Origin of the sequence: Polaribacter staleyi (assembly GCF_038024045.1) — a bacterium.
Taxonomy (GTDB): Bacteria; Bacteroidota; Bacteroidia; order Flavobacteriales; family Flavobacteriaceae; genus Polaribacter; species Polaribacter butkevichii.
Genome location: NZ_CP150665.1, coordinates 169172 through 182594 on the forward strand (window position 1 = coordinate 169172; position 13423 = coordinate 182594).

The 13423-nt window shown below is 31.6% G+C and carries 8 protein-coding genes and 1 pseudogene; all 9 read left to right on the top strand.

The window, feature by feature from the left end:
• The first annotated feature begins 26 nt into the window (after window positions 1-26).
• The 9 genes and pseudogenes from WHD07_RS00615 to WHD07_RS00655 all read left to right on the top strand — a co-directional run bounded on the left by WHD07_RS00615 (window position 27) and on the right by WHD07_RS00655 (window position 13395).
• Complete coding sequence (locus tag WHD07_RS00615; protein ID WP_343329613.1) at window positions 27-827, top strand: polysaccharide deacetylase family protein; 801 nt, start codon at window positions 27-29, stop codon at window positions 825-827.
• Window positions 828-900: 73 nt separating this feature from the next.
• Window positions 901-2307 carry a sialate O-acetylesterase gene (locus WHD07_RS00620; protein WP_343329614.1) on the top strand — a complete coding sequence of 469 codons (1407 nt, stop codon included), beginning with the start codon at window positions 901-903 and terminating at the stop codon, window positions 2305-2307.
• A 17-nt stretch (window positions 2308-2324) separates the two neighbouring features.
• Window positions 2325-3986 (top strand): glycoside hydrolase family protein, encoded by a 1662-nt coding sequence (locus tag WHD07_RS00625; protein WP_343329615.1) that lies wholly within the window; start codon window positions 2325-2327, stop codon window positions 3984-3986.
• Window positions 3987-4200: 214 nt separating this feature from the next.
• Window positions 4201-5147: pseudogene (locus WHD07_RS00630) on the top strand (sulfatase-like hydrolase/transferase); the annotation flags it as partial.
• On the top strand, window positions 5136-5978 hold the full coding sequence (locus WHD07_RS00635; RefSeq protein WP_343331032.1) for a sulfatase/phosphatase domain-containing protein: 843 nt from the start codon (window positions 5136-5138) through the stop codon (window positions 5976-5978). The pseudogene WHD07_RS00630 and the gene WHD07_RS00635, both read left to right, overlap by 12 nt.
• An 11-nt stretch (window positions 5979-5989) precedes the next feature.
• A complete protein-coding gene (locus WHD07_RS00640) occupies window positions 5990-8191 on the top strand; it encodes a glycoside hydrolase family 3 C-terminal domain-containing protein (protein WP_343329616.1) in 2202 nt (733 codons plus the stop codon).
• Window positions 8192-8216: 25 nt separating this feature from the next.
• On the top strand, window positions 8217-9614 hold the full coding sequence (locus WHD07_RS00645) for a sulfatase-like hydrolase/transferase (protein ID WP_343329617.1): 1398 nt from the start codon (window positions 8217-8219) through the stop codon (window positions 9612-9614).
• Window positions 9615-9922: 308 nt separating this feature from the next.
• Window positions 9923-11440: an alpha-L-fucosidase gene (locus WHD07_RS00650; RefSeq protein ID WP_343329618.1), complete on the top strand. Its 1518-nt coding sequence runs from the start codon at window positions 9923-9925 to the stop codon at window positions 11438-11440.
• 287 nt (window positions 11441-11727) lie between these two features.
• The gene (locus tag WHD07_RS00655; RefSeq protein WP_343329619.1) at window positions 11728-13395 is read left to right on the top strand and encodes a T9SS type A sorting domain-containing protein; all 1668 of its coding nucleotides are present in this window, start codon (window positions 11728-11730) and stop codon (window positions 13393-13395) included.
• The last annotated feature ends 28 nt before the right edge of the window (window positions 13396-13423 follow it).

A 13423-nucleotide genomic window follows, 5' to 3' on the forward strand; every position in this document is an offset into this window, starting at 1 on the left:
ATGCCTAATCTTTATTTTTTATTAAAATGAGAAAGTTTAAATTATTAGGGCTTGTTTTTTTAGGAATAGTCCTTCAAAATTGCAAAGCTAAAACAGATGGAAAGTGGAACGGGAAAGAATGTGCGGTTGTTTTAACTTATGACGATTCTTTGGAGGAACATTTAGATAATGTAATTCCTAGTTTAAATGCCTATAATTTAAAAGGAACTTTCTATATTATAGGAAGCTCGGATTGTTTTAAGGAAAGAAATAGTGAATGGAAATCTGCTGCCAAAGAGGGACATGAATTAGGGAATCATACCTTAATGCATCCGTGTGCAAATACTCCTAAAAGAAAAAAACAACTTCCTCCTGAACTAGATTTAAACAATTATACATTAAGAAAGGTTGTAGATGAAATAGTATTGACCAATGATTTACTAGCTAAAACAGATGGGAAATCAGAGAGAACTTTTGCTTTTCCTTGTGGGCAAAAAAAGGTAAATGACACAGTTTTCTATAATTCTGTAAAGAAATCTTTTGTAGGAGCGAGAGGTGTAAAACGAGGGATGAAATCTATTAACGAAATAGATTTAGAAGACATTAGTACTTACGGTATGAAAGGACATACAGGACAAGAAATGATTGCTTTGGTAGATGAAGCCATCAAAAATAAAAAACTGCTAGTTTTTTTATTTCACGGAGTGGGTGGTGGTAGTCCTTTAAATGTAGAGATAAATGAACATCAACAATTGTTAGAGTATTTAGACTTACAAAAAAAGAAAGTATGGGTAGCGCCTATGGTAGATGTTGCTTTGTATATAAAACAAAATCATCTAAATGAATAAAAGAAAATTAAAATATTACGTACTCAAATTTCTGATGAACACTTATTAAGTAACATAAATTAAGAAGTAAAAAATGAGAAAAATAATTATAACGGCCTGTTTTTTTATAGTTACAATTTCAATACATGCACAAACAAAAATTGCGAGTATTTTTGGTAATCACATGGTGTTACAACGCAATTCAAAGGTTAAAATATGGGGTACAGATACTCCTAATACAAACATAAATTTAGAGGGAAGTTGGGGGCAAAAAGAAAAAGTAAAAACCGATAAAAAGGGGAATTGGAAAACAACTATAAAAACTACAGATGCTGGTGGACCTTATGTTTTAACGGTAAACGGATCTGATGAAATTATTTTAAAAGATATTCTTTTAGGAGAAGTTTGGATTTGTACAGGACAGTCTAATATGGCAATGCCTTTAAAAGGAGGATCTGGCCAAGAATTAGAAAATAGCAATAATTTAATTTTAAATAGTTCAAATGCTAACCTTCGATTTTTTACCGTTTCCAAAGAAGTAAGTACCACTCCTTTAAATTCTTGCAAAGGAAATTGGGAAGTATCGTCTCCAAAAACAGCCGCTAAATTTAGTGCGGTAGGATACTCTTTTGGAAAAAAACTTCAAGAATATTTACATGTTCCCATCGGATTAATATCTAGTAATGTAGGAGGAACTCCCGCACAGGCTTGGACTCCCAAAGAAACCATTGTAAAAGAGTTTCCGGAGTATAAAAAGGATTTTACTAAAAAACAAAACACAAAATCACCAACTGTTTTATATAATGGCATGATTCATCCTTTAATTCCGTTTACCATTAAGGGAGCAATTTGGTATCAGGGAGAAGGAAATCGATGGAATCCGGAGCAATATGCAAGGTTGTTTCCTGCCATGATTAAGAGCTGGAGACAAAATTGGAATCAGGGAGCATTTCCATTTTACTTTGTACAATTAGCTCCATATGGAAATAAATTAAAAGGTTGGGTTGGAGTGCAACAAGCACAGCTAAAAACCATGTTAACGGTTCCAAATACAGGAATGGCAGTGATTAATGATATGGGGAATAAAACAAGAATTCATCCACCTAAAAAGAAAGGAGTAGGAGAGCGTTTGGCACTTTGGGCATTGGCTAAAGATTATCAAGTAGAAGGAATTCAATATTCAGGGCCTATTTATAAATCCATTAAAATAGTAGGAAACAAAGCTTTGATTGATTTTGAGGAAGCTCCTTTAGGAATTACAAGTATGGGGAAAACTTTAACGGATTTTGAAATTGCAGGAGAAGGTGGAATTTATTATCAAGCAAAAGCTAAAATCATCAACAAAGGAACTGTTTTACAAGTTTGGAATGATGAAATTAAAAAACCGAAAAATGTACGATATGGTTGGCAAAGTTATATAGAAGGGTCTTTGTTTAATACAGCAGGTTTGCCCGCATCGTCTTTTTCTACAGAAGGGTGGAGTCAAATTTTTAATAAATAACAGTTAAATCGATACAGATGAAAATAAGTAGTATTATCATTATTTTATCAATGCTTACGTTCGCAACACAAGCACAAGATTTAGAACGTTCTAGGCCTTCGGATTGGAAAGGGATGGTTTTTGGAGGGCGGTTTATGGATCGATTCTTACCTATGCCTAACACAGATAAGTTAAGATCTAATGTTTGGGGAACAAAAGAAGTGAAACCCCGTTTTATAGACAATGGAATTGAAGATGCTGAATGGTCTTATTGGGGAGGAAATATTCAAGTTGATGATGATGGAAAGTATCATTTATTTGTATGTAGGTGGAGAGAAGATGACCCTAAAGGCCATATGGCGTGGCCAAGATCAGAAGTGGTACATGCTGTTTCTTATGCATCTGTGGGGCCTTATAAGGTAAAAGATGTAATTGGGCCGGGGCACAATCCTGAAATTCAGCAATTAAAAAACGGAGGGTATTTTTTGTACGTTCACAAGTTTTCGGAAAATAACTATTATTATGCAGACAATTTAAATGGTCCTTGGGAAAAAAGAGCTTTTGTTTATGATACTCGTGAACGACCTATTTTAGATCATATATCTAATAATACTTTTGCAAAAAGAGAAGATGGGTCTATGTTAATGGTTGGTCGTGGAGGAGAAGTTTGGATAAGCAAAACAGGACTGCCTCCTTACCATCAAATTTCGTCAACATCTATTTATCCTCCTTATGAAGGTAGGTATGAAGATCCAGTGGTTTGGAAAACAAATATTCAGTACCACTTAGTTGTAAACGATTGGTTGGGGCGTATAGCATATTATATGCGTTCTAAAGATGGAATTCACTGGAAATTAGACAAAGGAGAAGCTTACTTACCTGGAATTGCAAAACACAAAAATGGGGAAATAGAAGATTGGTATAAATTTGAGCGAATTAAAGTACTACAAGATTCCTATGGGAGAGCATACCAGGCAAACTTTGCGGTTGCGGATACTATAAAAAAACAAGACAAAAGAAAAGATCATCATAGCTCTAAGAATATTAGTATACCTATGACAGTAGGTAGGTTAATAGAGTTGGTAGATTCTAATAAAATAGATAAAAATACTTCTGAAATTAAATTGTTAGTAAAGGCAGAGCAAGATTTTAATCCACACAAAGACATTCATTTTAAATCTTTGCGATTTGGAGCTTCTGAAGAAGTAGATTTTGGAAGAGGAAGTAAACTCATTAAAAAAGAAAAAAGAGGTAAAGACTTGTTATTAACTTTTAATGGAAGTGGTAACGGTATTACCGAGGCTAATTTTGTTGCAAAATTACTTGGAAAAACAAAAAAGGGAACCTTGTTATTTGGTTTTGCTAGACTGCCTTGGTTAAGCTATGTAGAACCTGTTTTATCTAGTAAATATCCTGAGTTTACCTTGCATTCTAAAAATTGTATAAGCACTATAGAGATTGAAAATTTTGGACAAGTAGCATCTACTACCTCCAAAGTAATCATAGAATATTTAGAACAAGGACAATGGAAAGTATACCAAACAAAAGAAATTCCGTCTTTACAACCTTATGAAAAAATAATGTTGACTCTATTAGGGAAAAAGATTGGAAATAGAAATACAGCTGTAGAGGTTAAGGTAACCATTTTATCTAAAAATCAAGCACCGGTACTTTTAGAAGGGAAAATAGTAGTTAGATAGGTGTTTTTTTAGGTATTGTCAAGTAAAAATCTAGTTAAAGTCATTTTTGTTTCTTTTGTATAAAGACGCAAATGAAATATATTTATAGATATATAAACTACGTATGATTATTTGCTTTTTATACAAATTAAGTCTTTTAGTTTTATGTATCCTAAAAATAAAATTCACTATAAGTTTAGATAGCATATAGATTAATAAAAACAAACAGTTAATTATGAAACAAAAAGCGGGGTATATAATTCTATTATATTTTAGTTTTTTAGTACAGATTTATGGACAAAAAAGACCAAATGTTATTCTAATTTTAACAGATGATTTAGGGATTGGAGATTTAGGATGTCAAGGAAATCCGTGGTTAAAAACACCAAATATTGATGCTTTTTACAACGAATCTGTAAGAATGACAGATTTTCATGTAAGTCCATATTGTACGCCAACAAGAGCTGCTATTATTACGGGTAAATATCCTATTAATAATGGTGCTTGGGCTACTTATAAAGGTAGAGATGCTTTGTCTGAAAATACAACAACAATTGCGAATGTTTTAAACAAAATGGTTATAAAACGGCATTATTTGGCAAATGGCATTTGGGCGATAATTACCCGACAAGACCTACAGATTTAGGCTTCGAAACCGCAACACATCATTTAGCTGGTGGCGTAGGAGAGTTGTCTGATTATTGGGGGAATAGTTATTATGATGATATTTATTATGTAAACAACAAACCCAAACAATTTAAAGGATATTGTACGGATGTTTGGTTTGAGGAAAGCATGAAATTTATCAAAAAAAATAAGAAGAAACCTTTTTTTTTATACCTACCAACAAACGCGCCTCATAGTCCATTAATTGTAGATGAAAAATATAGTGATCCATACAAAGCACTTGAAGGAAAAAAAATACCAAAAGCTAATTTTTATGGTATGATTGCTAATATTGATGAAAATTTTGGGAAACTTAAAGTATTCTTAAAAAATGAAAATATGTTAGACAATACTATTTTGATTTTTATGAGTGATAATGGTTCAGGAAGTGGTGTTAGTGTTGACGGGAAATTAGGTTACAACAAAGGATTTAGGGGGAAAAAAGGTGCGAAATTAGAAGGAGGTCATAGAGTGCCCTTTTTTATTCGTTGGCCCAATGGAAAAATTGAAGGTGGAAAAGACATCAATAATTTAGTAGAACATGTTGATTTATTACCAACATTGGCCGCTTTATGTAATTTGCCAGTATCCGAAAAAATGCAACTAGACGGACAAGATTTTTCGCCTTTACTAACGGGAGAAAAAAATAAAATACAATCTAAAGTAGCTTTTATTCATCATAGGCAAGATTGGAGGCAACCAAAAGATGTTGAAGAAACATGTATCATGCAAGATCAATGGAGGTTGATTAACGGCAAGGAACTTTATGATATAGAAAAAGACCCCAAACAGCGCACAAATTTGGCTACTAAATATCCTAAATTAGTATCTAAATTATTAAAAAAGAATGCTAAGTTTTTAGAACGTGCAAAAGAAAATTCTGAGTATTATGAACTACCGGTCAGTGTTGCTGGTAATAAAGCTCAGAATGAAATTAAACTAACCATACAACATGCAATTGGTGAAGATGGTGGAATTTGGAAACCAGAACAAGTTGCTGCTGGAATGAAAAACACAAATAATAAGCATGCATTAAAAGTAGAAAAATCGGGTCTGTATCAAATTTCTTGCAGACGATGGCCAAAAGAATGTCCGGGACCTATTTTAGGAATTCCAGAGAAAAATCCAAAGAATTTATACAATTATCAAACAATTTCACCAGAAAAAGTAAGGATTAGTATTGCAAATCAAATACATGAAAAAGTAATAAAAGAAAATGATGAATTTGTTAGTTTTAAAGTAAACTTATTAAAAGGAAAAACTTTATTGACAAATGATTTTATACAAGGAGATAGTAGCTATGGAGTATACTATACGTACATTAAATATATAGGTAATTTAAAATAATTAAAATTAAAATGAATCGATTTATTAAGAGTAAAATACTAGTGGTGTTAGCAGTTTTTGGAGTTATTGCTATTGAGAATGCACAAAATGTAGATTTTTCGTTTGAAAATACAGAATTATCCATAGATAAAAGGGTGGAGGTTTTAGTTTCTCAAATGACATTAGAAGAAAAAATAGATCAATTAAGAAACGGAGCACCTGCGATACCTCGTTTACATGTGCCAGATTATGATTGGTGGAATGAAGCATTACATGGTGTGGCACGTAATGGAAAAGCTACTATTTTTCCACAAGGAATTGGTATAGGGGCAACTTTTGATCCTGTGCTGGCAGAAAAAGTAGCTTCTGCGATTTCTACAGAAGCAAGAGCAAAATATATTATTTCTCAGAAAAATGGAAACCATAGTAAATATGCAGGGTTAACGTTTTGGACTCCAAACGTAAATATTTTTAGAGATCCACGTTGGGGAAGAGGACAAGAAACTTATGGAGAAGATCCTTTATTAACCTCTAAAATAGGTATAGCTTTTGTAAAAGGTTTACAAGGGAATGACCCTAATTACTTAAAATCGGCGGCTTGTGCAAAACACTTTGCTGTACATTCGGGACCAGAAAGCATGAGACATCATTTTAATGCAGAACCAACACAACAAGATTTATACGAAACATATATGCCTGCTTTTGAGGCTCTTGTAGTAGATGCAAAAGTAGAAGGTGTTATGACTGCTTATAATGCCGTTTATGGTGTGCCATCTGGTGCTAGTAAATTTTTAATACAAGATATTTTAAAAGACAAATGGAAGTTTGATGGTTATATTACATCAGATTGTGGTGCCGTTAGTGGTATTTTTAATAAAATGAAATATGTTAAATCTGCCGAAGAAGCAGCTTCTGTAGCATTAGAAGCCGGAATGAATTTAAATTGTGGAAATACGTTTAAATTTCTTAAAAAAGCTGTGGAAACAGGCTTGATTTCAGAAGAATTAATTCACGAAAGAACTAAACAATTATTTAAAACACGTTTTAGGTTGGGGATGTTTGACAAGTCAGATACAAATCCTTATTTAAATGTAGGTCCAGAACATATTCATAGTAAAGAACATATTGCTTTGGCTAGAGAAGCTGCTCAAAAATCAATTGTATTGTTAAAAAACAAAAACAATACATTGCCTATTTCTAAAGATGTAAAAGTTCCTTATGTAACAGGACCTTTTGCCAATTCTGCAGATGTGTTAATGGGGAGTTATTACGGAATTAGTCCTGGTATTGTTACTGTATTAGCAGGTATTGCAGATGCTGTATCTTTAAGTTCTTCTTTAAATTATAGAAGCGGAGCATTGCCTTTTCATAAAAATATCAACCCTAAAAATTGGGCACCTAATGTAGCTGCAGAATCTGATGTTACTATTTGTGTAGTTGGTTTGTCTGCAGATAGAGAAGGAGAAGAAGTAGATGCAATTGCTGCTGAAAATGTAGGAGATAAAACTGATTTAAAATTGCCACAAAATCAAATTGATTATGTACAAACTATGGCAAAAAAGAAAAAAGGACCTTTGGTATTGGTAATAGCAAGTGGAAGTCCTATTTCTTTAGAAGGAATAGAAGAGCATTGTGATGCTATTATACAAATGTGGTATCCTGGAGAACAAGGTGGTAATGCTGTTGCAGATGTGTTATTCGGAGATATTTCTCCATCGGGTCACTTGCCTATTACATTTCCTAAAAATGTAGAACAATTACCTTCTTATGAAGATTATTCTATGAAAGGTCGTACTTATAAGTACATGACAGAAGAACCTATGTATCCTTTTGGTTTTGGATTAACATATTCTAAAACAGAAATTAAGAACTTAAAATTGAGCAATACAAAACTTAGAAAAAACGGAAGTTTAGAAGTAAGTGTGGAGGTTGCTAACGTAGGAAATTATGATATTGATGAGGTGGTTCAATTATATGTAAGCCCTAAAGTAAATAAAGACAATTTACCTTTACAAAGTTTAAAAGCTTTTAAAAGAATTACATTGGCTAAAGGAGCTATAAAAACAGTTTCTTTTACTTTAAGTACAGAAGAGTTAAAAGTAATTGATACTAAAGGAGCTAAAGTTTGGAGAAAAGGAGATTATAAAATTACGGTTGGAAATTCATCACCAGGAAATAAAAGTGTAAAGTTAGGAGCCGCAAAACCACAAGAACTTACAATTACTTTAAGATAAATTCAATAATAAAATAAAATAAAAAATGAAAAGAATAGTTAGTTTATTCGTTTTTGCCATCTTGTTTTTAGGACAACAAAAAACAGCAGCCCAAAAGAAAACAAACATTGTTTTTTTATTTGCAGATGATGCTGGGTATTTTGATTTCGGTTTTCAAGGAAGTAAAACATTTAGCACCCCTAATTTAGACAAGTTAGCTTCTGAAGGGATGATTTTTAAAGAAGCATATACTACAGCAGCAGTTTGTGGTCCTTCTAGAGCAGGATTTTTAACAGGTAGATATCAACAAAGATTTGGATTTGAAGAAAACAATGTACCAGGTTATATGAGTGAATCTTCTAAATTATTAGGAGATGATATGGGATTGCCTTTAAAGGAAAAAACAATTGCCGATCACTTAGGTAAATTAGGATATAAATCTATTGTTTTAGGCAAGTGGCATATGGGAAATGCAGACAGATATCATCCTTTATACAGAGGTTTTGATGAGTTTTATGGTTTTAGAGGAGGAGCAAGAAGCTTTTTTCCTTTAACACAAAAACAAGCTATCAATAAAAAAGAAGATAGGTTAGAAAAAGGATACAAAGTATTTAAAGAGCCGTCTAAATATTTAACTTATGATTTAGCGGATGAAGCGTGTGATTTTATCGATAGAAATAAGAAAAATCCATTTTTTATGTATGTTTCTTTCAACGCAGTACATTCTCCTATGCAAGCTACTCCAGAAGACTTAGCTAAAATTAAAGGATTAACAGGAAAACGTAAAATTTTAGCAGCCATGACGCTTGCTTTAGATAAAGCATGTGGACAAATTTTAAAAAAATTAAAGGATGAAGGCTTAGAAAAGAACACTATGATTATTTTTTCTAATGATAACGGTGGACCTGACGGAACACATACTTGTAATTTTCCATTAAGTGGATGTAAGTCTAATAACTTAGAAGGAGGTATAAGAGTTCCTTTTGTACTGAAATATCCATCGGTAATTAAACCAGGTTCAGAATATAGCAAACCTATTAGTATGTTAGATATGTTACCAACATTTGTAAATGTTGCAGGAGGAAATGCTTCTAAAATTAAAGATATTGATGGAGTTGATTTATTGCCGTATGTAACGGGTAAAAATAATGCAGATCCTCATAAAATGTTATATTGGAAAAAAGAAAATAGAGGGATTATAAGAAAAGGAGATTGGAAATTATTGCGTTTTCCAGATAGACCTGCAGAGTTGTATAATATATCAAAAGACATTTCTGAAAACAATAACTTAGCATATAAATATCCAGAAAAAGTTAAAGAACTATTTACAGATTTGTTTGAATGGGAAGGTGAATTAGAAAGACCTTTGTGGCAGTTAAAACGGATTTACGAAGTAAATGCAATGAAGCGTGTAGACGAAAAAAGAACCCCTGTTTTAGATTAATAAAAAACTACTCATCAATAAAAGCTCTTGATTTTTTCAAGAGCTTTTATTGTTTTATGTCATAAAATAATGGAAAAGTACCTTTCTATTAAATACTCAATACTAAAAATAGTACTTAAAATTTATAGTAGAAATTAAATACTTTTTAAAAGTAAATTCTTTAAATAAAATGTTTAAAAGTTGTTTGTGTTCTTATTAAGAACATTTGAGATATTAAAATAATAATAATATGCGTTTTTTTGATTGGTTAAAAGTAACATATCGATAGGCTTTAGAGAAAATTAATAAGAACAACAAAACACACATAGATGAAAATTAAAAGAATTGCAATACTTATAACTTTTATAGTCACGGTTTCAATAATAAATGCTCAGGAAAAATTTAAACCAGAGTGGGAGAGTTTAAAAAAACATAAAGTAACACCAGAGTGGTTTGCTGATGCAAAGTTGGGTGTTTATTTTCATTTTGGTGTGTACAATGTACCTGCCAATGGTAATGAATGGTATGGTCGTTTTATGTACGATAAAAATCGTAGAAAGAATTGGGGCAAAGATATTTATGATTATCATACTAAAACCTACGGTAGAGATAAACAATATCATGATTTTATAGCCGAGTGGAAGGCAGAACAATTCTCAGCAAAAAGATGGGTAGATATGTTTGAAAACATGGGGGCTAAATTTATTGGAACTATAGCAGAGCATCATGATGGATTTTCGTTGTGGGAAAGTAAAGTAAATCCTTGGAATTCTAAAGATATGGGACCTAAAATAGACATTGTTAAAGAAATGGCTTACGAGGTTAAAAAACGTGATTTAAAATTTATGACAACTTTTCATCACGGTTTTCACATGATGTTTTTTCCTAAGAAAGAAAACACAATATTAAGACCTGTGTCTCAACATTTAGCTGTTTATGAAAATATTGAATATCCTCAAGGAGATAAATTTGATATTTTATACGGAAATACTTCTTATAAAGAAGAATGTGATATTTGGATAGGGAAACTAAATGAAGTTATTGACACCTATTGTCCTGATTATATTTGGATGGATTTTGCTCAAGGCTATGTACGTGAAGATTATCGCAAGCAATTTTTAGCGAACTATTTTAACAAAGCAGATGCTTTAAATAAAGAAGTTGTTGTAAATACGAAAGGAACCTTTTTTCCAACGGATGTTGCTATTGTAAATTTAGAAAGAGCAACAATGGAAGATATTACACCAAATGTTTGGGTAACAGATTTTCAAATAGGAAGTTCTTGGGGATACAATAAAGACAAGCGTTTTGCTATTAACCCACAAAAAGCAATTAGAATATTAGCAGAAGTTGTAAGTAAAAATGGCGTAATGATTTTAGCTGCAGCACCTATGGCAGAAGGAATTATACCCGAAGAACAAGTTGCGGCAATGAAGGGAATCGGTCATTGGCTAGGACTCTATGGTGAAGCGATTTACAAAACACGTCCTTTTGTAGAATTTGGTCAGGGACCAACAATCTTAAAGAGAAATCCTGAAGATGAATGGAACGCTTATGGTGCAATAAAAGAGGGGTTAAATAATTTAAATGCAAAAGATGTTCGTTATACTAAAAAGGGAAAATATGTGTATGCCATTCAATTAGGTTGGCCAGGAGCTAAACAAGAAATTACTCTTAAATCTTTTGCAGGAAAGGCAAAAGATTTAAAAATTAAATCAATTAAAGTTCTAGGTAGCAAGGAGCGTATTACATGGAAAAAAACGAATGCAGGATTGCTTGTTGTTTCTCCTAAAAAAATGCCAGAATATGGTGAAGCTGCTATTGTTTACAAAATCACATTAAAATAGAAAACCAGTAATATTTCATAGAAAATAAAAGTATTTCTATGCTTTAAATTCTACTGTAATTTACGGAATTAGATAGCGATATCGGAAAATATTTGGTTAATGGCTATAGAATAACATGATAGAAAAAGCTAGCGAAAGAAGAATTAGAATCTCAATTATATAACATAAAGAAGATATATCTTAAAACAATAACGATGTATAAAACGTCTTATAAAGGTTTCATAATTAACTAAGTAAATGAAAGGTTTTGATATTTTTTTAGAACAAAAAATTAAATAAACAACACTATGTTTCAATTAAATAAAATAAAAATTACCACAGTAATCTTAATCATATTTAGCAATGTTCTTAGTTTGTTAGCTCAAACAGAAACGGCCAACCCTAATAATATAGACCAAATTATTACTTGGGGAAATGATGGTGTTACAAAAAAAATAATCTTACCAGAAGGTTTGTATGAATTTCCTAAAACGGTATCGTTAGAAAATAACAACCTGGTTTTAGAAGGCAGTGGTATGGATAAAACTACAATGAAACTTACAGCATTAAAAAATGTATTTATTGATGCTAAAGGGAATAATTTTAGAATAAGTAACTTAACAATTGATGGAGGAGATAATCAAAAAACATTTGGAAATACGATATTTCGTTTTAATAAAAGTAAGGGACATCAATTTAAAAATGTAACCTTTATTAATTCTCTAAGAAATGCTATTACGGCTAGCAATGCCTACGCTACCGATGGCTTAGTTTTAAAAAATTGTATTTTTTCGAATATAGATTTTATGCCGCTTCAGATTTTTAATAGAAATACGAATCAAAGAGGAGGAGAAGTAATTGTAAACGTTGATAAGGTTATAATTGATGGTTGTGTTTTTAAAGAAGGATATCAAACAGCTATTTCATCAGACAATGGAAATGATAGAGAAAACAGTGGTGATGGTACAGGAAGAAGGTATACAGAAAGTACAAGTTTAAACGGAACAATTATTGAAAATTGTACGTTTGAAAAAAGCAAACAATTTCATATTGCAATGGTGCAAACCAAAGATGTTATCATCCGAAAAAATATTTTTGAAGGAATGACAGATGATGCTGGAGGAGGTTGTCAGGCAATACACATGGAGCAATTTACTAAGAATATTGAGATTTATAATAACACTTTTTCAATGTCTAATAGCGTGCCTAAAGCTTATGCTTATATTCATATAAACGGAACAGAAGGACATAAAAGGGTTACACAGTTACAACCATCTAACACTTTTTCTACTTGGACTTATAATGTATTTGGGAGCAATGAAAGAAGAGCAAGTACAAAATGTGCTAAAGAAGGTAATACAAACAAAGATTGTAAAAGAGATGTACATGCGTATGGAGCAAGAAATATTTATATAGCTGGAAATACTTTTAATGAATCTACTAAAATATCGAAATATATTTTGATTAATGAAGGAGAAAACATTCAAATAGGAACTAAAAAAGGCGGAGATATTTTATTAAATGATTTTATTGGAGGAGATGTAAATACTAAGAAAATTTTATTTGGGGGAAATGATGAAGGAACAGGAGATGTACTAATTAGAGCAGGTCAGAATATAATGGAAAGCAATCTAAGTATTCAAAATGTAAGTTTTGATTTACCTCCCATTAGATTACAGAAGCCAATTGTGGTTGAAAAACATTTAGGAATTTCTAAGAATGTTAAAAATAATGAAAAAACATTTTTTTATCCGAATCCTGCACAAAACAACATTAGAGTTACTACAGAATATTCTAATTACTCTGTTGTAATCCTAACCCAATCAGGTCAGTTTATAAAAAAGATTTCATCTAATAATATTGTTAATAAAAGGATCGATTTAAAAGAATTCAATCCAGGTATTTATGTATTTGTATTAAAAGTAGGGAAAAGAAAAATAAAATCACAAAAAATAATTATTAAAAGGAAAAAATAAGCTGATTAGTAAAATGCTGTTTGTTAAA